The 24,390-nt window shown below is 45.4% G+C and carries 21 protein-coding genes; 5 read left to right on the plus strand and 16 right to left on the minus strand.

Going from position 1 to position 24,390, the window contains the following annotated elements; genetic code table 11:
* Nucleotides 1-76 precede the first annotated feature (76 nt).
* The 5 genes from ACO0K1_RS01385 to hutU all read right to left on the minus strand — a co-directional run bounded on the left by ACO0K1_RS01385 (nucleotide 77) and on the right by hutU (nucleotide 9,216).
* The gene (locus tag ACO0K1_RS01385) at nucleotides 77-3,838 is read right to left on the minus strand and encodes a DUF748 domain-containing protein (RefSeq protein WP_423022025.1); all 3,762 of its coding nucleotides are present in this window, start codon (nucleotides 3,836-3,838) and stop codon (nucleotides 77-79) included.
* Nucleotides 3,839-3,973: 135 nt separating this feature from the next.
* Complete coding sequence (gene hutI, locus ACO0K1_RS01390; protein ID WP_423022026.1) at nucleotides 3,974-5,191, minus strand: imidazolonepropionase; 1,218 nt, start codon at nucleotides 5,189-5,191, stop codon at nucleotides 3,974-3,976.
* The gene (locus ACO0K1_RS01395; RefSeq protein WP_423022027.1) at nucleotides 5,191-5,802 is read right to left on the minus strand and encodes a HutD family protein; all 612 of its coding nucleotides are present in this window, start codon (nucleotides 5,800-5,802) and stop codon (nucleotides 5,191-5,193) included. Before ACO0K1_RS01395 ends, hutI begins: the two co-directional genes overlap by 1 nt.
* An 86-nt stretch (nucleotides 5,803-5,888) precedes the next feature.
* Nucleotides 5,889-7,430, minus strand: a complete 1,542-nt coding sequence (hutH, locus tag ACO0K1_RS01400; RefSeq protein ID WP_423022028.1) for a histidine ammonia-lyase — start codon at nucleotides 7,428-7,430, stop codon at nucleotides 5,889-5,891.
* An 82-nt stretch (nucleotides 7,431-7,512) separates the two neighbouring features.
* Nucleotides 7,513-9,216 carry a urocanate hydratase gene (hutU, locus tag ACO0K1_RS01405; protein WP_423022029.1) on the minus strand — a complete coding sequence of 568 codons (1,704 nt, stop codon included), beginning with the start codon at nucleotides 9,214-9,216 and terminating at the stop codon, nucleotides 7,513-7,515.
* A 222-nt stretch (nucleotides 9,217-9,438) separates the two neighbouring features.
* On the opposite strand from hutU, the gene hutC reads away from it, so the two are divergent.
* The 4 genes from hutC to ACO0K1_RS01425 all read left to right on the plus strand — a co-directional run bounded on the left by hutC (nucleotide 9,439) and on the right by ACO0K1_RS01425 (nucleotide 11,461).
* Nucleotides 9,439-10,152 (plus strand): histidine utilization repressor, encoded by a 714-nt coding sequence (gene hutC / locus ACO0K1_RS01410; protein WP_423022074.1) that lies wholly within the window; start codon nucleotides 9,439-9,441, stop codon nucleotides 10,150-10,152.
* Between the two features lie 135 nt (nucleotides 10,153-10,287).
* On the plus strand, nucleotides 10,288-10,485 hold the full coding sequence (locus ACO0K1_RS01415; protein WP_423022030.1) for a hypothetical protein: 198 nt from the start codon (nucleotides 10,288-10,290) through the stop codon (nucleotides 10,483-10,485).
* Between the two features lie 52 nt (nucleotides 10,486-10,537).
* Complete coding sequence (locus ACO0K1_RS01420) at nucleotides 10,538-11,233, plus strand: DUF2242 domain-containing protein (RefSeq protein WP_423022031.1); 696 nt, start codon at nucleotides 10,538-10,540, stop codon at nucleotides 11,231-11,233.
* An 18-nt stretch (nucleotides 11,234-11,251) separates the two neighbouring features.
* Entirely contained in the window at nucleotides 11,252-11,461 is a 210-nt protein-coding gene (locus ACO0K1_RS01425; protein WP_423022075.1) for a DUF3820 family protein, read from the plus strand.
* 71 nt (nucleotides 11,462-11,532) lie between these two features.
* Here ACO0K1_RS01425 and ACO0K1_RS01430 read toward each other — a convergent pair whose 3' ends face one another.
* From ACO0K1_RS01430 to ACO0K1_RS01450, 5 genes are all read right to left on the minus strand, one after another.
* Nucleotides 11,533-11,940: a hypothetical protein gene (locus ACO0K1_RS01430; protein WP_423022032.1), complete on the minus strand. Its 408-nt coding sequence runs from the start codon at nucleotides 11,938-11,940 to the stop codon at nucleotides 11,533-11,535.
* A 311-nt stretch (nucleotides 11,941-12,251) separates the two neighbouring features.
* Entirely contained in the window at nucleotides 12,252-13,079 is an 828-nt protein-coding gene (locus ACO0K1_RS01435; RefSeq protein ID WP_423022033.1) for an SAM-dependent methyltransferase, read from the minus strand.
* Between the two features lie 22 nt (nucleotides 13,080-13,101).
* Nucleotides 13,102-14,799 (minus strand): tetratricopeptide repeat-containing diguanylate cyclase, encoded by a 1,698-nt coding sequence (locus ACO0K1_RS01440; RefSeq protein WP_423022034.1) that lies wholly within the window; start codon nucleotides 14,797-14,799, stop codon nucleotides 13,102-13,104.
* A gap of 80 nt (nucleotides 14,800-14,879) precedes the next feature.
* Entirely contained in the window at nucleotides 14,880-15,095 is a 216-nt protein-coding gene (locus ACO0K1_RS01445) for a hypothetical protein (protein WP_423022035.1), read from the minus strand.
* A gap of 109 nt (nucleotides 15,096-15,204) precedes the next feature.
* A complete protein-coding gene (locus ACO0K1_RS01450; protein WP_423022036.1) occupies nucleotides 15,205-16,911 on the minus strand; it encodes a M14 family zinc carboxypeptidase in 1,707 nt (568 codons plus the stop codon).
* 118 nt (nucleotides 16,912-17,029) lie between these two features.
* On the opposite strand from ACO0K1_RS01450, the gene ACO0K1_RS01455 reads away from it, so the two are divergent.
* Nucleotides 17,030-18,127, plus strand: a complete 1,098-nt coding sequence (locus ACO0K1_RS01455; protein ID WP_423022037.1) for a threonine aldolase family protein — start codon at nucleotides 17,030-17,032, stop codon at nucleotides 18,125-18,127.
* Between the two features lie 184 nt (nucleotides 18,128-18,311).
* Here the strand turns inward: ACO0K1_RS01455 and ACO0K1_RS01460 are convergent, their stop codons facing one another.
* The 6 genes from ACO0K1_RS01460 to ACO0K1_RS01485 all read right to left on the minus strand — a co-directional run bounded on the left by ACO0K1_RS01460 (nucleotide 18,312) and on the right by ACO0K1_RS01485 (nucleotide 24,245).
* Entirely contained in the window at nucleotides 18,312-19,649 is a 1,338-nt protein-coding gene (locus ACO0K1_RS01460; protein ID WP_423022038.1) for a TAXI family TRAP transporter solute-binding subunit, read from the minus strand.
* A 33-nt stretch (nucleotides 19,650-19,682) separates the two neighbouring features.
* Entirely contained in the window at nucleotides 19,683-20,477 is a 795-nt protein-coding gene (locus ACO0K1_RS01465; RefSeq protein WP_423022039.1) for a competence/damage-inducible protein A, read from the minus strand.
* Between the two features lie 26 nt (nucleotides 20,478-20,503).
* The gene (locus ACO0K1_RS01470; protein ID WP_423022040.1) at nucleotides 20,504-21,313 is read right to left on the minus strand and encodes an EI24 domain-containing protein; all 810 of its coding nucleotides are present in this window, start codon (nucleotides 21,311-21,313) and stop codon (nucleotides 20,504-20,506) included.
* Nucleotides 21,313-22,308, minus strand: coding sequence for a sterol desaturase family protein (locus ACO0K1_RS01475; RefSeq protein WP_423022041.1), 996 nt, complete (start codon nucleotides 22,306-22,308; stop codon nucleotides 21,313-21,315). The genes ACO0K1_RS01470 and ACO0K1_RS01475 overlap by 1 nt, the downstream gene beginning before the upstream one ends.
* Nucleotides 22,309-22,390: 82 nt before the next feature.
* The gene (locus tag ACO0K1_RS01480) at nucleotides 22,391-23,203 is read right to left on the minus strand and encodes a polysaccharide deacetylase family protein (protein WP_423022042.1); all 813 of its coding nucleotides are present in this window, start codon (nucleotides 23,201-23,203) and stop codon (nucleotides 22,391-22,393) included.
* A gap of 58 nt (nucleotides 23,204-23,261) precedes the next feature.
* Entirely contained in the window at nucleotides 23,262-24,245 is a 984-nt protein-coding gene (locus tag ACO0K1_RS01485) for a cytochrome D1 domain-containing protein (RefSeq protein ID WP_423022043.1), read from the minus strand.
* Nucleotides 24,246-24,390: the final 145 nt, after the last annotated feature.

Genomic DNA, 24,390 nt, shown 5'->3' on the forward strand with positions numbered 1-24,390 from the left:
TGCAAATCAACGTGCAAATCAAATTGCGATAGCGCCAGCAAAAAAAGTGTTGCTGACGTATTTCAATTGACCGCGGTCACTTCAATGAAAAGTCAACACGGTTTGGCTTGCCTTGATCTTTGATACCACTGCTATCGAGCTTGGGGGCAATCAAAAATAGTCTGTCTCGGTCTACTTTTCCGGTATTTTCAAGATAATCACGTACGACGTCTTCTCGCTTTTGGGCTAGCACACGTAAATCATCCGCAGATACCGGCAAATTTTTAAGAATCAAGGCTTCCGCCTCTGCTGCAGGTAAAGTTTTTGCAATACCAATGAAATTTCGAGGTTTATCAAATTTTTCAGATTGATAGACGATTTGCAAATATCTATTTCTGTCTTCAGCAGACAATTCAACATCTGCAGACTTAATGCTTCTGTCCTTCTGACGCACTTCTCGCCATTTTGCCTCACGCATTTTGGTCTCCAGGAGGTTTCTCCGGACACCGTCACTATCGCTTTCTGGATCAACACGGCCAATAATATCTAACTTTAATCCAGATCGATTATTTAGTGCTTTTGCCAGATTATCTAATTTCTCAGTCGCAGCGGACGGCAATACGGCGAGACCAGGATTAAATTCAACATAGGCTAATTGTTCACTGCCACCAAACATGGAACCAATTAATGCAAAGGGTGAAGTCACAGCTTTCGTGATCAGATTAACAAAAACCTTGAAGATAATACCGCCCACTGAGAATTGCGGATCACTCAGCGACCCGGAGATAGGCAAATTAATCGCAATTCGTCCCTGGTTATCGCGGAGTAAGGCAACCGCAAGCATGACTGGCAGTTTGGTCACATTGGGACCGTCGACATGCTCACCAAATGTAAGCTGATCGAGGGTGACGGAATTATCCGCCTTCAAGTGTTGATTCTCGACGTGATAGCTCACCTGCATCGACAGCTTTCCTTTTTCAATCGGATAGCCCGCATATTTCGCTGAATAGGGTGTCAAGCGAGTCAGCTCTAAACCATTCGTACTACCAGTAATATCCAGGTAGATAGGCGATGCAAGAGGATTGACCACACCGGAGATTAACAAGGGGGCATCATTATCCACCGTACCATGTAATTCCAGATTCGCGGCTTGCGAATTATCTGATGCGATCAAACCAATATTTCCGCTGATGTTGGTCAAATTCGCATGATAATTTGGCTTGATAAAGTTATCGGTAAAGTTGATGTTACCGCCATGCAGCTCTGTCTGAGCGATGCGGATAATCATCGGCGGCGCATCTTTGGGAACACGAGGAGAAGTACTCGCCGTCGATGCCGACGTCGCCTGAACCACGGCAACAGGAACGCTTGTCGTCACATGTTCGATAACCGGATTAGTCGCGATGATCGCAGTGGCACCAACGGTGGTACCAGCGATGGCACCAGTGGAGGCCACGGCGGGTCCATTAGTAGTAACTGACTGCGGTGTATCTTTTACAACAATATCTTGCAAGTTCAGTTTAGCTTTGTCTGATAAAACCAGTCGTGCGAAGAAATCATTCAAACTCAATTTTTTTAAGTCGAATACGTCCTGTGCTCCACCTATCTTGGTACTGATACCGTCGAGAGCAATGGCCTTCCATTCAAGAAAATCTTCATCACTACCATTTTGATAAATTTTAAAATCATTGAGATTAAAGTTACCGTTATAAGCCACCTGCCTCTCATTTTCTAACACATTGTTGATCGCGAGTTTCCCCTTAGCGCTCACATTACCTTTCGTAATTTCAACATTTAAGAAACGTGAAAAATAAGGGTAAAACGCTGCAACCGGCACATTCTGCGTATCTAGCGCCACACTGAGTTGCTTCAATTTCGGTGTCGCCTGTGCGGTAAAATTGAATTGCCCTTTACGACCAAAATGCGATTTCAAACTCATATTGAAAGGCTGAGACAGGTCACTATTCAATTGGCTGATATTGAAATTAATTGCATTCACATTGAGTTTAACGGCCGGGCTCACGGAGGCATCGCCAAATGCCAATGCGCTGTCTTTAAGATCAAATTGACCAACTTTGATCGTCCATGGAGCCTCTTTTGTTTGACCTACCGGTTGATTAACTGCATTGGTCGTTGGTTGCGAACCAGACGACATCCAATGTTGCAATCCAAAAATTGCCTGTTTATCGCGGCGTATATCGGCATTCATACCGCTAAAAATTACACTTGGCAATGTCACCACACGATTTTGAGTATCGATTGCCACTTGATCGATTTTCAGCGTCTCGATACTGACACTACCGTCGTCAGATTTGCCTTGAAGTCGACCATGATTGACATCGAGCGACAATTCACTCAATAGTAACTGCGCCGGACTAAAATTCAGATGCGTATTGGCATTGAGTTTGCCCGTCAGATTGGCGTGTAAAAAAGGTGAAACAAAATTTTGATAGTGCGATAAATCAATGTCATTCAAAATCAGCTTGCCTTGCAAGGTACCAGTTAAGGCTTGAAGATCGCCTTCAAAATTGACACCTTCATCGACGTTGGTCACTAAGCTTAATTTGACTGGCGCAGCTGGTGCATCTTTAGCGCTGCTAATTTCATGTACTTGCAATTCAAAATTTTGCAATTCCAAAGTCTGCTCAGGCGCTGCATGCAATGCATCAGATACGTGGATTGCGCCTTGCTGAATTTGCAAATTGTGAATGTTTATCAGCGGAAAAGAGTCGGTACGAGGAGCCGTTTGCTTATTTTCAGACGACGCTATCACGGCATTTTTTTGATTCGTTTTTTTCTGTTCCGGTGTACTTAAATTGGCCCAATTAAAGCCATTATTTTTCGAAAAATCGACCCATACCTGAGGTGAAGTCAAACTTAATTGCGTCAGTTCAGTGGCTGCAGTCATGACATTCATTTGCTTAATTTGCGCATGCAAATCAGCAAATTTCAATAAATCAGACGCATGACCATCCTTAATATCAACATTTTGCAAATGAAAATCACCGCTCAACAAAATTTGTGCTTGCGGTTCGCGTTTAAAGTTCAAATCAAGTTTGGTACTTAAATTGGCGCGTGCGATTTGAATAGGCAGAGCTGCTGGTAGATAGGCGACATATTGCGCCAGATCGAGTTGCTCCAAATCGAGCGCCAACGCCGTGTCCAGGCTTTGCGAAAAAGGTTTAGCGCGCGCATTGAGCGCAAAACTTGCACCATTAATACGACCCGAAAGTTTAGGATCAACAAAGCTATTAATGGCCTTAGGAAAATTAGAAATAAACGGAACACCTAGTTGCAACTCAGTGACTTTAAAGTTTTTTGCTAAAACACTGTCGTCCAAAGTAATAGCGCTGTCTTTGAGCTGAATGTTCGCCATCGCAAATCGAAACGGCGAATCGCTTTTAGGCATCGCCGCAATTTTGTCGAGGACATCTGAAAAATTATAAGTGCCCTTACCATTGGCACTGAGACGGGCAAGGTGTAAATCTGCAGCGGTAAGCTCGAGTTCATTGAGCACTAAAGCCTGATGGAAAATCGAACTCAACGACACGTTGATGCGCAATTGTTTCACACTCAAGGCAACCGATTTTTGATCTGCTTCAAACAAGCGCAAACCATCTACCGTCAACGCGAGTTGAAATGGCGAAAAATGGATCTCGTCGATTTCTAATTTACGGCCAATTTGTGCCTGCGTTTGCTCCGCAGCGACACGTTTGACGTAACCCGGTAAAAAAGCCCAACTAGTCACTGCAAGTAGCAAGACTAACGCAACAAATCCGCTCACCCATCGCGAAAGATGCCAACGTCGCCAAAATGAGGTGAGAATATTTTTTTCAGATATGGATGTTGTCGCAGTCACAATGTACCTCGTTGCTTGGTCAAAGCGTATTTTAAATTTACTAACATCCTAATTATACGTCTCAACTCAACATAAAAAAAACTAACCCCGCAACAGCGGGGTTAATAAATGTGAAACGAAGTAGCATGTTCACGATCACACAGACTTGAAAAATTTCCCTCCAACAATTTTCATCTGTGCAGGGTTACCACCAATAAAATATGCGAGATCAGCGGGGCGGTCGATTTTCCACAAAACAAAATCAGCAGCCTTACCCAATTCCAACGTACCTACTTCTTTTGCGATGCCCAAAGCCCTTGCCGCATGACAAGTTGTTCCTTGCAAAGCTTCCAATGGCGTCATGCGAAAAATTGTACAAGCCATATTCATGGTCAATAAAAGAGATGTCATGGGTGAGGTTCCCGGATTGCAGTCTGTTGCCAATGCAATCGGTACGCCAGCCGCTCTCAGTGCAACAAGCGGTGGATATTTGGTTTCACGCAAAAAGTAAAATGCTCCTGGCAATAACACGGCAACGGTACCATGCTCCGCCATCGCTGCAATACCATCATCGGACAGATACTCCAGGTGATCAGCTGACAAGCCTTGATAGCGGGCAGTCAACGCTGCACCGCCTTGATCCGACAATTGCTCTGCGTGTAATTTAACTGGCAACCCCAATGCATGTGCAGCTTGAAAAACACGTTCAGTTTGTGCTGGCGTAAAGCCGATTTTTTCACAGAAAACGTCCACAGCATCGACCAATCCTTCGGCAACCAAGGCTGGCATCATCACCTCACATACCAGGGTGATGTAGTCGTCTGCACGGCCCGCATACTCTGGCGGCAATGCATGCGCCCCTAAAAATGTGGTTTTAATCCGTACCGGAAATTCACGTCCGATACGACGTGCGACACGTAAAATTCTTGCTTCAGTTTCCAGATCGAGGCCGTAGCCAGATTTAATCTCTAGCGTCGTCACGCCCTCTGCAAGAAGATTCTGCAAACGAGGCAAGCAAGCATGTAGAAGTTCTTCTTCGTTCGCTGCACGTGTCGCAGTTACCGTTGAAATAATCCCACCGCCTTGTCGTGCGATTTCTTCATACGCAACGCCATTTAAGCGCGCTTCAAATTCGTTACTCCGATTACCGGCATAGACTAAATGTGTATGACAATCAATCAAACCTGGTGTCATCCAACAACCTTCACCATCGTGCACTGCATCCGCTGTGAAGGATGCGGGGAAATCAATTGCGGTACCCATCCAGGCAATTTTACCGTCACGAACGGCAATAATGGCATCGCGTATCTCGCCGTATCCATCGACCATTGTTGCCAGATGCAGGTTTTTCCATACGCTATCAAAATGCAGCATCAGCTTTGTCCCCTATTCAAAAAATGAACGCGAATCAAATACAAAATAGCATCTTCGTCGGCATTAAACTCTAAGGCGATCCCTTCGTGTTCATGGCGCTCTTCAAACAGACAAAGATCACCAGCCAACACCTGCTCATCTGTTGCCAGACGAGCGGTGCCCTTGGCGCAATAGAGCAGCAATTGTTGTGCATCTTTGGCATCAAAAAAATGTACGCCGGCCGTTAATCTTTGGACATAATGCGTGCAGACATCACGGCGAGTCATCATGTTCAGGTCAAGTACAGTATCGTCAATTAATTCGGCGTTAATTGCTACCTCACCCGAAAAACTATAAGGCGGCGACGTCTGCGTTAATTGCACACTTGCCATTGGCGTTTGTTCACCATCGTCAGTATGTAAAATTAATCCTGCACCCGATAAGATTGATAAGGTTCTATCTATCCGGGGAAAATGCGAAAATGGACCATCCTGCTTCACCTCAGCAGTACTCAGGCGCCAGATAAAACTATCCAGCAGTGCTCCTGCAGGAAAGATTGCCAGCTCAGTCGTACTGCCACCGCCATTTTTCCACGGCATGGTTTGATAGTCTTGCTGAGTCCATTTACGCATATTCACCGTCATCAGAGAAATTTAAAACCCGGGGTTATGTCAGCTACTTAAGCTAGATACTTAAGATAAATACTTAAGCTAGCTACTTAAGCTAGATACAAGTGTTGATACAAGTGCTGACATTGTGCGCTCAATACGCCTGATACGACGAGGTCCTTTGCTGCCTCTATATCAGGGGCAAAGAAGCGGTCTTTATCATAAAACGCGACTTTTCCACGCAGGACTTGATGCACCTGAGTCAGCATTGCTGACGTTTTGAGTGGTGCATGGAAATCAACACCCTGTGCCGCAGCCAACAATTCAATCCCGACGATGGTGGCAGTATTGTGCGCCATTTCATGTAAACGACGTGCACCAAAAGTCGCCATACTGACGTGATCTTCCTGATTTGCCGATGTCGGAATGGTGTCAACGCTCGACGGGTGAGCATGGGATTTATTTTCCGACGCCAATGCTGCGGCAGTCACGTGAGCAATCATGAAGCCGGAATTCAAACCTGACGATGGCACCAGAAACGGTGGCAAACCAGAGATAGAAGCATCGATCAACAACGCAATACGACGTTCAGAAATCGAGCCGATTTCTGCGATAGCCAATGCCAGTGTGTCAGCCGCAAAGGCTACAGGTTCAGCGTGGAAATTACCCCCTGATATCACTTCACCCGTTTCAACGAACACCAATGGATTATCGGTCACGGCATTTGCTTCAATTAACAAAGTGCGCGCCGCGTTGTTGATGATGTCGAGACAAGCACCCATTACTTGTGGCTGGCAACGTAAGCAATATGGATCTTGTACGCGCTCGTCGTTGACCAAATGTGACAAGCGAATTTCGCTGCCCTTCAGCAAATCACGATAAATCGCTGCTGTCGCGATTTGACCTGGTTGACCGCGGCTAGCGTGAATGCGGGCATCAAACGGTGCATCACTACCCTTTGCAGCGTCGACTGATAAAGCGCCCGTGATGGTTGCAGCTTCGAGTAGGCGCTCTGCTAAAAACAATCCATTCAATGCAAGTGCCGTTGATACTTGAGTACCGTTAATCAGCGCCAATCCTTCTTTTGCAGCCAGTACCACAGGTGTGATACCGGCTTTGGCAAGTGCCTCTTTCGCTGGTACCAGCTGACCATCAACACGTACCTCGCCCTCCCCCAATAACGCCAACGTCATGTGTGACAATGGCGCCAGATCGCCGGATGCGCCGACAGAGCCTTTGACAGGGATGGCTGGCATGATGCCGGCATTGTACATGGCGATCATGCTGTCGATGACCGAAGCTCGGATACCAGAAAAACCACGCGCCAGGCTGGCGATTTTCATGGCCAAAATCAGGCGTACCACCTCATCTGAAATCAATTCACCGGAACCGACTGAATGCGACAAAATGAGATTACGCTGCAACAGCTCTAATTGCTCGTCAGGGATTCTCGTCTTGGCTAACTTACCAAATCCAGTGTTAATACCGTAAGCGGCATCACCTTTGGCAACGATTTTATGGATGGTATCTGCGGCAGCATTGATACCGTCATATGCAGACGAAATCAGCTTTAAAGGCTGTGGATACTGCCAGATCGCTCGCAGATCAGATAAGCTAAATTCACCAGGTTTAATGTCAAAATGGTTTGTCATTCTATTTCTCTCTTTGTTTTTCTATTGTCAACGATGAAGATGTCTTTCGATACGAAATGCACCCAATTTCCGTTGAGGCAATTTATTTAATCATCGGCAATTGTAAGCCTTCACGCTTCGCGCAAGCCACCGCTTGCTCGTAGCCCGCATCGGCATGACGCATAACACCAGAACCGCAGTCATTAACTAACACTCGCGCCAAACGTTTGGCTGCAGCGTCAGTACCATCAGCGACAATCACCATACCTGAATGCTGTGAATACCCCATGCCAACGCCACCACCGTGGTGTAATGATACCCAGCTCGCACCACCCGCCGTGTTCAGGAGTGCATTCAACAATGGCCAATCGGACACAGCATCGGTACCATCTTTCATACCTTCTGTTTCGCGATTTGGGCTTGCTACAGAGCCGGTATCCAGATGATCGCGACCAATCACGATTGGGGCTTTAAGTTCGCCATTTTTAACCATTTCGTTAAATGCCAGTCCAGCGATATGGCGCTCGCCTAAACCTAACCAGCAAATACGCGCTGGCAAACCTTGGAACGCAATCCGTTCGCTGGCCATGTCCAACCATTTGTGGACACCTTTATTGTGCGGAAACAGTTCTTTGATTTTGGCATCGGTTTTACGAATATCTTCCGGATCACCAGATAACGCGACCCAGCGGAATGGGCCTTTACCATCACAAAACAACGGACGAATATAGGCCGGTACGAAACCTGGAAAATCAAACGCATTTTTGACGCCAGTATCAAACGCAACCTGACGGATGTTATTACCATAATCTACCGTTGGAATGCCCATTGCATGGAAATCCAACAGTGCTTGCACATGCACCGCGCAAGCCTGTGCGGCATCCGCAGTCAATTTGGCATGTTGACTGGCGTCATGTTGCGCTGCTTTCCATTGCTCAACGCTCCAACCAATCGGCAGATAACCGTTGATTAAGTCATGAGCGGAAGTCTGGTCGGTGACCAGATCTGGCTTCATACCACCCGCTTTCGCACGTTTGACCAGTTCCGGCAAAATTTCTGCGGCGTTGCCAAGCAATGCAATCGAGACCGCTTCTTTGCGATCACAATGATGCTTGATCAATGCGAGTGCGTCATCCAGATCTTGGGCTTGTTTATCGACATAGCGGGTACGCAGACGGAAATCAATGCTGCTTTGTTGGCATTCGATATTCAATGAAACAGCACCTGCAAAACTCGCTGCTAACGGCTGTGCGCCGCCCATACCACCTAAACCAGCAGTCAGAATCCAGCGACCGCCCCAATCACCGTTGAAGTGCTGACGACCGGCTTCTGCGAAAGTTTCATAGGTACCTTGAACAATGCCTTGGGTGCCGATATAAATCCAGCTACCTGCAGTCATTTGGCCATACATGAACAAACCTTTGCGGTCGAGTTCATTAAAATGTTCCCAATTCGCCCATTTTGGTACTAAGTTTGAATTGGCGATCAACACGCGTGGTGCATCTTCGTGGGTTTTAAACACACCAACAGGTTTACCTGACTGAATAAGCAAGGTTTCATCTTCGCCCAATTCTTTCAACGATGCCAGAATCTGATCAAAACATTCCCAATTACGTGCCGCCCGGCCGATGCCACCATAGACGACCAGATGTTTAGGATTTTCAGCGACGGCTGGATCAAGATTATTTTGAATCATCCGGTAAGCCGCTTCGGCAACCCAGGTTTTGCACACTTTGTCAGCGCCGGTTGGTGCATGAATTACGCGACTGGCATCCCAGCGAGCATCGTTTTGAAGATTATTTGTCATGTTGTCTCTCTCCTGGTCTTACGTCAATAACTACGATCGAAATCAAATGCAGGGCCAAACTAAGCGATCAAGGAGATTAAAGGAACCAATGGAACTTGCCTTTTTCTTGAACACATCGTGTCGTCAGCACTGCCAACCTATGGGAAGAAATTTTAAGTTGTATATACAACTTTTGCAAGCGGATTTTTAATGAGACAATATGCCGGCTATTTCAATAGGATAATCGTGTCAAAAGTTCAATCACCCTCACCCGCCTTCCAGACTATTAAAGACTATCTGCTCAAGGAGATTCAGGCTGGCACCTGGAAAGAAGGCGATGCCATTCCTTCGGAAGCGATGCTTGCTGAGCAATTTAGTGTGTCCCGTATGACGGTCAACCGTGCGGTACGTGAATTGACCAGCGAGCAGATTTTGAACCGTATACAAGGTTCAGGTACCTATGTTGCCCAACAAAAGTATCAAGCAACCTTGGTTGAAATTAAAAGTATTGCCGAAGAAATTCGGTTACGCGGCCATATTCACCGCAGTGAATTGCACTTATTAAAAGAAATTCCCGCTTCTGAGCAACTTGCACAAGAATTTAATGTCAAAGCAGGACATCGTTTATTTCATTCGGTCATTGTGCATTTCGAAAACGAAATGGCAATTCAAGTCGAAGATCGATGGGTAAATTCCAGCGTCACGCCAGAGTATTTATTACAGGATTTCAGCAGCATGACCCCTAATGAATATCTGGTGGCGGTAGCACCATTGCAGGGCGTGGATTACAGTATTGAAGCCTTAATGCCGACCAAACATGTCGCAGAGATGCTGCGTATTACAAGCAAAGAAGCATGTCTGGTTTTACATAGAAAAACCCGATCTCAAGGGAAAATCGCCACGATTGTCACTATGTGGCACCCCGGACAACGCTATCAGTTTGCAGGAAGTTTTTAAGGGAATAGTGAGATTGCCACGCAAGGTCACGGAACATCAACAACTGGTAACAATCGAAATACCGCCAACACGTTAAAATAGGCAAGTCAGGTCTCGTTGGCTACATTGATTCATTAAACAAGAAGGAATATCACCATGGCAAAGAAAAATGACCTCGATCCGGAAGCAGAAACACTGATCGCCTGGTGTATTGAAGTAGAAGGTTTTCTCGTCGCGGGCGGCGCCACCGTAGCGCAAGCGCAAGACCACATTGAAGAACAAATCGAATGGTTTACTGACTTGTTTTTTGATGGCCTTACGCCAGAAGAAGCCGCTAAAGAAGCTTTGGCTTAAAAAAATACTTCGGGCATATCTGCCCTTTTCACCACTTGGTTTAAATTACAACATGGTTCGTCGCTTTTTATTTGTTCCCCTTGCCCTACTTTTGTCCAGCCTGTGCGCGTGCTCCAGCAACCGTTCAGCAGGGCTCCAGCATGAAGAATTTGGTGAAACAGGTGTCTTCACGCGCAGCTTTCCGGGCCCGGAACAATCTGCCTGTGAAGCATCGAGACGCGCACTACTGAGTCAAGGCTACGTCATCAGTGAGTGGAAGCCAACCAATATCAAAGGGCGTCGTAAATACCAACACGATGCCGACACCCACGCAGAAATCGAATTTAACGTCGTTTGTGTTGCGGACAGCAAAGGCAGCAATAGCACCACCATGTTTGCCAATGCGATTCGCGACCGCTATTCACTCAAAAAGAGCAACACCTCAGCCAGCATCGGTGTCAGTGCCATAGGCTCGGTCTCATTACCATTTGGTTCAACCGACGATTCATTGGTAAAAGTTGCCAGTGAAACGATCGCTACGGGACAATTTTATAATCAATTTTTTGATTTAGTCGAACGCTATCTGGATGCAACGAAATATCCGAATGAACCCGAAAGCGATAAAAAAGAGGACGCCAATAAACAGGTGACTACCGGTAAGCAGCGCACAACAAGCGGGAACGCCAGCGAACCCTCTGAAACTAACGATGCGATGGGAAACATCGATCCTAAACTGGCTGCGCAAAAAAAAACTGAAAGTAGCAATTAAGCAATGTTCGAAAAGACTATGCAAGCTGATGACTTACAACGCTTATTGACCCTTAAGATGCCCTACGGCAAATATAAGGACAGACTAATCGGCGACCTGCCCGGACATTACCTTGGCTGGTTTGCCCGGGAAGGCTTCCCCAAAGGTGAAATTGGTCGCTTACTAGAGTTGATGTACGAAATCGATCATAACAACTTACGCGATCTGCTCCAACCCTTAAGAAAATAGCAGAAACAAAAAAGCAGCGCCTCAAGAGAGAACGCTGCTTTTTTAAATCCAAGCAACAACGACGATAAGAATTACTTCAGTTCTGTTGTAGCTGCAGCATTTTTAGCCTTCGATCCCGCAGCGGATGCTGGCAAGAATTTCATAGGATCGTTAATACCAGCGGCATAGGCAGTCACCACGCTACGTTTGCGTAAGCAAGATGCACTCAGAACAGTTGCGTCAGCAGCCGAAGAATTGACACAAACCTGTAACTCTTTCACTGCATCGAGCGGAATACCAGCAGCTGCAGCAACGGAAACGATCGATTGTGGGTTAGCACCGCTAGCGACCAGGTTGTCGACGGTTGCTTGCAAATTCGCACTGGTAGTCAACGCATTAAAAATGCCATCAACGGATGTATCAACACCTTCAGCCGATGCAGCAGAAATACCGCCAACTAAAGCCAAACCTACGATTGCACTTTTTAAAAATTTATTCATGGTGTCTCCTCAACATATCGACAAAATTGTCTTGCCCTAAGTAATTTATTTTAATGAAGACTGGTGTAAATAGAAAGCACAGTTTTACAATTAAAAAGAAATAAATCATAGCAATTTCCGTGAGGCAATTATTTGATGCTTTCTTGCAATAAATTACTCCAGAACAACTTTAAAATCTGTTCGCTTTGTGTTTTATTTTTTGCTTCAATTTTGCTTCGTTTTTGATCCGTTTTTAATATCCTCTTCAACCGCTTTTGATGCAATCGAGTTCCTAAAGCGCAGCGCAGCCCAATCCATATCCGCTTAAAAAATTAAACCATAACTTTCTTAGGAGCAAGCACCTGCCCCAATGCTTCTAACTGCGCCAGCACTTTATGGTCGATTTGCAACGCCTGCGCCGCTGGGATCACTAAAGTCGTAATTTGTTTTAATGACGCGTAAGGTAAATCTCGAAGGCGGATCTTGTCTGCGCGTGTCTGTTCAAATGGATGAGTCGCCGCTTCATATAAGATTACTTCATGATCAAGCGAATAGGTTTGTGCCAATTTATCCGTAATAATCTGTAAATGGGCAGGCTCCGTGTCATATCGCTTTAAGGTCAGATCGCCGGCAATCCCGATTTGCCACACCACGAATAAGGAAGTGGGATCAATCACTCGCTGATAAATCATAAACTGCGTCGCTTCCATTGACTGCATGCCGCATGCGCCAGGATCAATGCCCAAATCGGCAACCAGACAATCTAATGCTGAAATACCTGGCTCCATATGAGCCTCGAAGCCTTCGCTGCGCGCATCGGCGATTGCCATATGGGAGATGCAGGCAAATATTCCTGGATGACCATAGAATGCTGCACAAACACGCTTACCTGCGCGAACTTCTCTGAGGATAGTGTCAGCCATCCGTCGATAGGTATCGCGACGGGTTTTGCCATCGACTTTAGAGTCTTCGTAATGATCGTTGAGGCAGATATATTCTTTTGCAATCTCTTTCAACCATTGACGGGTAAAGATGTTGGGCACCGCGGCAATGACGATGTCAAATGACTCGATGTAACTTTTGCTGATCGGTGTCAATTGTCCCGCCATGCGCAGGCCTGTACCGACACATACTAACTGTCCAGATGGTTGATTATTCATAAGAGATGGCGATTTCAGCAAGCTATTCAAATACCGAAACACAATTTCGGCCCTCTGATTTGGATTTATACAGCGCTTTATCCGCACACTCCATCAGCACCTCAAAAGTGCTATTACTTTGGGTATCGATGGTTGCAATGCCAAAACTGGCAGTGAGGGGGAAACGAAAACCGCTAGATTCAGTATCGATCGCAGCGATCGCCAGGCGGCACCGTTCTGCCAGTTGAAATGCAACGTGAGTGTCTGCAGCGGGCATGCAGATCGCAAATTCTTCACCGCCAAGACGCCCGAAAGTATCACCTTTTCGCAAAACTTCTTTCACCGCCAAACAGACGTTACGCAATACCCAATCACCCGTCGGATGTCCGAAATTATCGTTAATGCGTTTAAAGAAATCCATATCAAACAAAATCAGACTAATGGCGTCAGTGCGCCCGGCAACCGCTGCGGCACTGACTGTCATGAAATGACTGCGATTACTGATCTGCGTGAGACCATCTGTTTGCGCGTGTCGCTTGAAGATATTTTTCTGCTGAATCACCTTCCATAACCACACGCCAGACATCAATAGCAAGCTCAGCACCAGGCCAATTAACAACAAAAGGTTTTGGTTGTTTTTCTTCTCAAGTTGCCGTTCAATTGAAAGCAATTTATTTTTTTGTTCAAGCAAACGTACTTGATTTGCTTTATCCTGCATATCGAATTTAACGCGCTGGTATGCAATATTTTTTTGTAATTGCTCGTCTAATAATTTGTTTTTTAGCTCTAAAGCGGCATCATTAAATTCAAAAGCCGCAAGATATTGCCCCTGAGCTCGCTTGAGCTTCGACATCGTTTCGTTCGCTTGCTCAATGAGCAAATAAACTTTAGATTCTTTTGAGTAAGAATAGGCTTGATTTGCATAAAATTCGGCTTGACTCAGATCACCCATAGTCAGATAAACCCGCGCCAGTGCGTTTTCTAATTCAACGAAATAATTGATTCTCTTGAAATTATCGTCTGTCTTTTCCAGCAGGGTCTTAGCAAACGGAATACCAAGTTTGTAGTCAGCTGATTGAATACGATCAAGGGCATCCATCGCACTCAGGAGTTTCACAATATATTCGTTATTACCAACTTTGCAGTCCTGAATCGCTTCAGGCAAAACACGCCTGGCCGCTTGAACGTTTCCGCGTAAAAATCCAATTTCAACTTTGTTTGCTAAACCTACGCAGCTGGCAATTGAATTTTTCTTATCATCGAGCGCTAGTATTTGTTCAGTATAAATCGCAGCCTGATCGTAGGCTTTAAGGGTATTTAATAGCGAAACTGCAGATTGCAGCGTATAGAGTTTTGTATTAACGTCAGTCAACTTCGGGAGCAAAGCAACGCTTTGATTCATTGCATTCAATGCTTTTTCAAACATACCAATATTGGTATACCCATCTGATAACTGATAGAGAAGTTTGACTTGTATTTCAATACTTTGAATATGTTGAATTGCTTTCTCTGCCAACTCAACACGCTCTTTTTGTCTACCGACAGCACCAAAGAAAGCAGCTTTTTGCACATAAAATTTTTCTTGTTGTGCCTGACTCAGCGAATTGAAAATCTCATCCAGCTTTTGGATATTTTTTTCTGCTTTTTCTGGTGTACTTCTTAAATAGGAGCTAGTCTGTGAGAGCAGCTGGTCTGCATCATCGATATTTTCAGCGGATACGGCGCAAGTAAAAAAACACAAAAAAAATGCGAGTACACACCGAATATTTTTAACAAATAAGAGACACATGGGTGTGTACGAGCCGAAATGATTTTAATTTTTTAGTGAGTTGCTTCTGGAATCTGAACTGCACCCACTTCCGCAGGATTAATCCCTGCGACTTTCGCAATATGATGTTTATCGCCAGATTTTATTGCCGCTTGTTCTTCTTCTGAAAGACCAAATTTTTTCATTGAAGCAGTCGGGTCCTTTGCATGTTCTGCACGTACGTCTGCATTTTGATCGAGCTGATTCAGATAATCCAATAACTTTGCCATAAACGACCTATTCAAAAATGGTTGATAAGATTAATGCGACGACGAATTCTATTATGTTTTCACTGAAATTGTAACAAGATGAGACCATCGCGTGTGACAATTACCGACGTTAAATGATCCGCAACACTGGATAGCGATTCCATTCTGGCTCTATAAAACGCTCACAGTGCGTAAAAATAAAGTCGAGCACAGCAGCCTGATCATTAAGCGATGCTGGATTTTCTTGTTTCCATGCGTCAAATGCGGCACGAGTAGCTGGTTCATCACGTAAGATTTCCGCAGCAGTATCCTCAAATACATAATCCGAAAAAGCTTCTTTTTTCTCCAGACAGCTATTGAAGAAACCCCAACGGAAAAAACTGTCGTGCCCTTGGGGCTCTAAGGTTTCGATCGCATAGCGTGCCTGAGGCTGATCAAGATTAATCAGGAAATCCCCTGCCTGCACCGCAACCCGTTCTTGATGGCTTTGGATAGTCACTTCATCATGAAACATGTGTCCTTCGTAAGCATGTGAGCGACTTTTCAGTGAGGTTATTCTGTAGATCTCTACATCCATTAACTGATCATTACTCAGTTGTTGCATTACGACACCATTCCATTGCAAACGTTCAACCACGGCGCGCCAGGATCGAGGTACAAGATACGCTTTAGGTCGCTGGACACTAATATCTGCAACAAAGTGATTAAAATAAGGAATCGGCTTTTCCCACGGCTGACGCCGATCATAGGAGAGACGAGTATAGTTGCCAATAATGCTCGGTTGATACCGTGCCTGAAAGCCCTTAAATACGAAACTCGACGCCTGGGAGTGATCGGCAACCCAATGAACTGCCGCTTGTTGGTTCTTGCTTACAGCCCCCCTTGCTTCCGCGCGAAGCGTCTGAATTGTCGCCGCATGAGCGATAGTGAAGTTCAATACCGTTTCAACCAATGCGCGCATCGATTCATAGCGATCGGCAAAGGGTTTGAGCATATGCGTCTCTGGCATGAACCCGATTGTATGATGCAGAGTTGCGTATCCTGTAGAAAAACGCGGCGTTTCTAAAAAATCTTCGATTCCATGATCTGGAATATCTTTGATCGGGTTCACATAGGGGCACGTTGGCCAACCACGCTGCGCCATTTCGGCATAGATTGCCGGAACCATATGATCTTTCAAAAACGGGCCAAGACCGTTACCAAGCTTATCCGTCTGCGTCTGAATCAAGGTCATGGTGTAATGATAATCGGCGCCATTTGATGTGTGGGTATCGACCATCACATCTGGACTCCATGCGCTAAAAAAGCGATTGAAAGCTTGCGCATTAAGGCTGTCGCATTTTATGAAATCACGGTTCAGGTCAAGATGAAGGCTATTTCCGCGGAAACCAAAGCTCTCGGGACCATCCTGATTGACGCGCGATGTATTTTGACGATTCAAACTGCCGTCGACGTTGTACATAGGAATAAACAAAAATACCGTTTTCCCTAACGCAGCAAGACGCTCAGGTTCAAAGCAAAAATCCCTGACCAACGCCATACAGCCATCAACACCTTCTGGTTCTCCCGGATGGATGCCGTTATTATTAAAAAAGACCGGACGCCCTTGTGCCTGTAATTGGTCGCGATCAAATTCACCATCAGAGGTAATCACACCAGCATATAAAGGCCTACCCGCATCAGATTGCCCGATTTCAAAGAAATTCAAAATCCGCGGAAAATGTTGTGCCAATTCCTGGTAAAACCGTATGCAATCGCCCCACTGTGTCGTCTGATTGCGATTGCCACTTTCATAAGGCGTAATAAAATCAGGAGCAAATGGCCGTGTAGTTGTCATAGTCTGGCGAAGAAGGAATCTGGAAAGTATCGATTTTAGCTCACATTCCTTTGGATTTTGGTCTCGTGGCATACTGCAACTAAAAATTTAATGACGACTTCCCTTTTTGGAGAGAATCTTGACTGATGCTGAATTATCAAAATTAAAAAATTCTTGTCATACAAATCTGGCAGGCCATAAATTACTTTCTCCAGCAGAAACTTTTTCCCGCATGGCTGACTGGTGTCAACAGCATCAAATTGAGCATGATGTGTACGGTGAAGGCGCCTCAGTTCAAATGTTCGAACAAAAAGTTGCCCAGCTATTGGGAATGGAAGCTGGGTTATTTTGCGTTACTGGTACGATGACGCAAGCCACAGTGTTGCGGTTAGCATGTCTGGAAAGAAAAAATCCGTTAGTCGGACTACACGCCACCTCCCACATTCTGATTCACGAACGCAGTAACTTTCAAACACTGCAGCATTTCCAGTCGCTCACTTTAGGACAAGCACACCGACCTTGGACGTACAACGATATTAAAACGCAAGCAGAACCTTTAGCGGCATTACAAATAGAATTGCCGATGCGCGAAATTGGTGGTCAATTGCCTGCGTGGGACGAACTTGAGGCGATCAAAACGCATTGTCATGAACATGATATTCATTTGCATATGGATGGTGCACGCTTATGGGAAGCGGCAGCCTACTATGGTAAAAGCTGGCAAGAAATTGCCCTTGGATTTGACACAGTCTACGTCTCTTTTTACAAAGGCATGGCAGGATTAGGTGGAGCCATGCTATTGGGCAAACCCGATTTTCTCGCGAAGGCCAAGGTGTGGATACATCGTTTAGGGGGCAATATATTCCGTCGCACGCCGTACGTCGTTTCAGCGGCAATGCAATTTGATGAGCGACTGGCGGCAATGCCTGCCTATTTTGCTCGCACCCAGCAGTTATTTGAACACTTGCAAGTCTATCCTCAGTTTCGCACGAACCCATCGCAGCCGCAGGCAAATATGCTGCACGTACATTTGCCGGTTGCGCCGGAAAAGGCCATTGCCATTCGAAATCACATCGCGCAGGCGCACGGTATCTGGCTATTTAATAACGCCGTTTCTGCAGCACTACCGAATAGCAGTATGTTTGAATGGTATGTCGGTGATCAATTGTTGAACCTGGATGACCAAAGTCTGCGTCGTGCGTTAAATTTATTTGCTGCGGAGATGCGTAGTGAATAAGCAGCTCGGGGTTTTTTTATTGGGAGTGGTGCAACGCGCACAGTGATCACGTTAAACAGTAATTGGCAGCTTGCGACCGTCAAGCAAAATTGAGCGTCTTTCCTCAGCGAAGACTGGAATCAGCTATTTTCTCCCGGAACAAAGAATCATTAAATTTGAGGAGTTTACCGATTAACGACGACGGCTATGCGGCTTCTGCTGCTCGTAATCGTTCCTGCAGGCGGTCACGGACAAAATGAATGTGGCTGCGTAGATGATAAAGTTCTTCCATGTAAGACAAAGGGAGACTCGTATTGTTTACTTTTTCTTCGATATCATCCAGGAGCTGCAATTGTTTATGCAATCGTTGAGCCGGCGAATTTGTGTCGCTCGCATCAATTATTTGCTCAACGATTCTCAACTGTCCGTACCAGCGATAAATCCGTGACCGGATGCGCCAAACATACAATGGCGGAATAATTTTCGACAACGGCAACAACAAAGCGCCAGCAGTAATCAGCACAACCCACATGCGATCAAAAAAATTAGCGATCCAAAAACTCATATACCGTTGCAACATCGGTGGTCCGTTTTTATAAAATTTCTGCGCTTCAGTTGCAACAGGAATCTCGGTGTATTTATCCGATGGAAATTCACCTTGATCACTGAACCAATCGGCCTTGCCATGAATTTTATGCGCTGCTTGCAATAACAATCCTATCAACGCTGGATGCAAACTCTCGTGGGCAACCAAGGTCGCCGTCGGTGAAATCAAGTGGTAATCACGGGATGGAATATCACGACCAATATCGACAATACCGCGCGGCAAAACGACGCTGGATAGAAATGGAAAACGACGTGTATAGGCTTCGGACTGTACAAAATCAAACAAGCGTACATCGGGCGTTAGCAATAATTGCTGTACTAGCGGCGAGTCGCTGGCAGAGCTAAAAACCAAGGCATCCATCTTATTATTTAAAAATGCTTTAGTTGCCTCAGCATCATCTAAACGTTGAATTTGTACATCCGCTTCCTGCATATTGTTGACACTGAGTATCTGCGAAAACATGCGATGCATGCCGTTGCCTTCTGCCCCAAGATTGATGCGCTTACCTTTAAACTCGCTGATTGTATTGAATTCTTTTTTGCTGCGGTAGAAAATCCAGATTGGTTCATAGAACAAACTACCTAGTGATACCAATCCTTTATCTTCTCCTGTTTGTGGATCAGCGGAACCACTACGCACGAAGCCTACCTGAATTGCAGACTCGGGGTCGCTAATTTTTTGCAAATTTTCTTGCGACCCTTGCGACGGATTGATGTGCAACGTTACCTTATTTTTTGCTAATTCAGCGGCATATTGTTTCGCAAAACGCTGATATGAACTATCAACAGAACCAGTAGAAATTTCAATGACGCGATCAGGCGCCGGATCGACCAGATAATATGCTGCGCCAATAATGATGACCAGTACCAACAGCATAGGGCCAAATGCAACCAACAAGTCGCGTAAAGAAAACAACGTGAACTTAATTTTTTTCATTTGGCCTGGTGCCTGTTGTAATTTCCATGTCGATTACTTTTGTGCAACGGACACATATTCAGCTTGAAATTGATCCAAGCCTGCGCACATTTTTTCGAATGCGACTTCTACCTGCTGTGGATCACCTTTGACACCCAATTCAATATGCCGGCGTTGAGTTTCCGTACCGACACTCGGTAAGCTAAAGACCTTAATTAACGGGAATTCCGCTTCCAGTTGCTCCATGAGCGGCGTCAATACGGACTCGATTGCCTCGTAGACGATCACGGCCTTTTCAGCGCGGGCTTGCTGGTGAAACAAATGTGCATATTGCGTATCAAGCACCCACTCCATCATTGGCCACGCCATCACTGGAAAACCAGGAACAAAATAATGCTGCTTGATAGTGAAACCGGGAATTTTATTAAATGGGTTGGGGATCAGATCGGCACCGACTGGAAACTCGCCCATTTTAAGTCGATGCAAATTATCAGGCGCATTCAAATCAACGGCTTTACCTGTATCTGCGGCCATATCTAAAATGCGCTCCTGAATCAGACGCTTTGCTTCTGAATGTAATGCAATATCGACGTTTAATGCTAACGCAGCGCATTGGCGTGTATGGTCATCTGGCGTCGCGCCAATCCCGCCCGTCGAGAATACGATATCGCCCGACGCAAAACTACGCTGTAATGTTGCAATGATACGCTCGCGATTGTCGCCGACGTACTCCGCCCAATCTAATTGCAAGCCACGCTCAGATAATATTTGAATGAATTTGGATAAATGCTTGTCCTCACGTTTTCCAGACAAAATTTCATCGCCAATAATTATGATGCCAATTGCCATAATACGTCCTTGTTATCTGTTTATCGCTAAGCTGAAGGCGCTTGACGATGCTGTTCCAGCGCTGCCAGACAATAGTGTTGGAACCACAAACCAGTAAATACAAATACCAATACATACAACCAAATTGCAACGCCAGAGATCAACGGTAAAAGAGTCATCGAAACGACACCTCCTAGCCACAACAAACCAGGCGCCGCACCAAACAATCCCGCAATCGTGCCAATAAACAGCAATGGCCATCGGTGTTGTTGTATTAGGGCTTTTCGCTCATCAACGTCGGCATGTGCAGCGAGCGCGTCATAGACAATCACGCGATAGGTCAGCCAGCCCCATAGCAAGGGCTGCAAGACCAGACTGAAGATGGGGAACAACGTCAACGGTAAAGTCAGTATCCAAATAAAAGCAAAGATCACAAACGATGAGAATGAAAACCACAAACTACCGAATACCGAGCCGCCACGTTTTTTTTCCAAAGCCGGGTAGTGACGATGACCTACATGCTTACTGATTGCCGGCATTGCAAACATGCCTATGCATAACAATGCGGTAAAAACCATAATGGGTAAGAGCAACCACATGGCCACCAGCGGTACCACCATCACTTTAAAAGTCAATAATCCCAACATCGCCAGCACGTCGCCGGCAGTTTGAAAGCTATTGTGTGTGTTAAACCATTGTTGCACATAGTCGAACAAGGCTTGCATCCCAAGCCACATCACCACACACCAAAGTAACAATGCCACTAAAAATGGCCAAAACGTGAGGAGTAACATACGGATATGCAATTGTGAAGCAACTGCCCGCCCCCACGAAACACCTAGCTTAGTAATACTCATCAGTGCAATTCCTTTATGTCTTTGACATTTCGTTCAAAACCACACATCCGTCGTAAACCCAGCCATTGTTGTGACCAAAATCCGCCACCATAATCACGCGAGCAACCCTCAGGCGCTGGTAATTGGTCTCGGATACCTGTGATTGCATAATCTTTGCTAAAGCACGCGGTGCCAAAAATCACATCCCAAATCGGCAACAGGACCGCAAAATTGTGTCCGCCCAAGGTACCCTTACCTGCAGTTTCATGCCCAATTCCTATTGCATGGTGAGTACGATGAAAGCGCGGGGATACAACAAGAAATTCGCCTATCTTTCCAAAGTGCAAACGGATATTCGCATGTTGCAGACTTTGTAGCATTTGCGTCGCCATCACCAATAGCACATATTGGCCTGGTTCGACGCCGATCACAATGGCAATTCCACCCATATACACACTGCGTAAAAAATCATCCAACAGATGGTTGCGGTTATCGGTCCACAAATTCATCTCGCGTTGGCTATGGTGCAGACTATGCAACCCCCACCACCAATCAAATTGATGTTCAGCGCGATGATACCAATAGTCAAAAAAATCCAGCACGACTAAATAAGCCAAAAACAATAACGCCGGATAGCTTAAAAAGCCCGACCACATATTTTCCAGATTGAGTGGATTAACGCCTTCGAAATGCAATAAGGCTGTCAATTTATCCAATATGGGATTGAGTACAAAAAACACCACAATCGAAAATGCGCCCAGTCGATGCAAAGCGGTGTAAATAAAATCATTCCAGCGGGCGTAGCGATTTTCAATATTTTGCACTGGTATCAGTGACTCTAGCGGGCGCAAGACGATAAACAAAAGTGTCAATTGCAGCACGCCGAAAACAAACCATTCAACGCCCTCAAAGGAATCTTCGACAAACTCGCCTAACCCAAGGTAAAACATGGCTGGCTGTACAATCGTTTCAAAAATCCACGCTTGCAGCGTTGTCATTACTTCAGAAAAATTCATAATGTAGTTTAACTTTTTAGTTTAACTCGCGTAACTTTTTAGTGTAACTTTTTAGTCGACCTTTTTAGTCGAACTTTTTAGTTTATTTTCGATAAGCGGGATGTTCGCGCAAGGTCGCAAAACAATATCCTTTTTTTTCCAGGCCCGTAATTAAAGGTTCCAGGTTCTCTGGCATCCAGGCTTGTTTGCGTGACCAAATGCCCAAGTGCGCCATAAAAATATCTCCATCTCGTAATTGCGCAAGTACACTTTTTAACAACATTGGGTTACTGAACTTTTCACTCGATAACTCATCACCAGAAAATCCTGCCGGCGCCCAGCCTACATGGCGGTAACCGCAGGCTTCTCCTGCTTTCAGTAAGTTCGGTGTGAGCTTTCCACCAGGCGCGCGCCAGAACGGATCTGGCTTATGACCGGTTAACTGCAAAAAACGTTCATCAACACGATGTAATTCTTCGCAATATTGTTGCGGCGTCCATGCCAACTCCTTACCTGCCTGCGGACCAAATTGCGGTTTGACAACGATCCTGCCGTCAGGTAAATCTCTGGCGACGTACACGTGATCAAAGGTATGTGTACCAAACACATGACCATCGTTGACTAAACTTTTCCAGTACGGCGCCCAGGTTGGGGCTAACGAATAGTCGCCATTGATCGTTTTTTCATTCGCCAGAAAAAAACTAGCTTTGATGTGATGTTGGCGCAGTGTTTGCGCCACCAACATCGCTTGCGATTGGCTACCGGTGTCAAACGTTAGATAGACAGTCGCTTTGCAAGTCGCCTGATCATTTAGATTTGGATTTGGATTTGGATTTGAATTTGCAGTCGCATATGCGTTTGCATTCACCAATGCAGCCGACACAATGAATGGTGCAGTGATTAAGAATTTGATCATCGCCCTCAACCATAATGAACTGCGCAGTGAATAGTGCACCATTGAGCCCCTGGTTAACTTACATATCTGGGGCACGATTGGCAAAGAATACTCCATGAGGTGATCGTCCGACAGGGATCAATTTGATGACTTTCCTGGAAGGAATATCAATCACTGCGACTTTTTTTATCCACCGCAGGGTAGTCCATAAGGTTTTACCATCGGCACTCACCTCCATGCAATCTGGCCCACCGGGTACAGGAATGCTGCCAACGTTTTCTAAGGTCTGCTGGTCGATGATATTAATTTCATTAGAAGTACGATTTGAAACGAAGATATGACGTTTATCACCTAAAGCACGGAAATTATGCGTACCAACACCAGCGGTGATTTTTTTTACCGTTTTTTGTGTACGCCAATCAATCACCTCAACATAGTTACTGCCCATGATGCCAACTAATAAATATTTATCATCAGGGGTCATCGCGATACCCGCAGGTAGCTTACCGACAGGAATTGTCCATTTTATTTTTTGCGTCGCCAAATCAATCGCGGATATCTGATCACTGCCCTGTTGAGTAATAAATACGGTCGAGCTCGCTTTATCGAAAGCCATATGACTTGGCAGTTTCGCTAAAGGAACACGGTTGGCCAATTTGAAGTCTTTACCATCGTAACGGTATAAATCGACGCGATCTAAACGTAAAGAATTAGACACAAACCATTTTTGATCAGGCGAAAAACCAATCTGATACGGATCTGCCACGTCTTTGACACGGCGTTGTATCTGGCCGCTGACTGGGTCAAGAAATACCAATTCGTTCCCGACGGCATTGGCGACAATTAAAGATTTATTGTCCGGCGTTGCCATCAAATGGTGTGGTTCTTTACCAATTGGAAAAGTACTGATTTCTTTGTAGCTCTCTTGATCCAACAAGGAGACCGTCGCATCGCGAGAATTCAACACCACAACCACATTTGCCTGTGCAACGGGGGCTGAAAAGGCGCTTACTGAACCAACGATACCAACGAATAAAGATGCCAACAGAGAACGACTACGCATGAACAAAGACCGCTATTAAAATAAATGAGGGAGCATTTTACCGTGCATCAGCAAGGGAGGTTGGTTCTGACTTGCTGTTTTCTTATGTTTATTCACGTTTCAATATCAATCAGACAAATAAAAACTTTCCCAAAAGAAAAATAAA

Source organism: Undibacterium sp. SXout20W (assembly GCF_049340285.1).
In the GTDB taxonomy this organism is placed as follows: domain Bacteria; phylum Pseudomonadota; class Gammaproteobacteria; order Burkholderiales; family Burkholderiaceae_D; genus Undibacterium.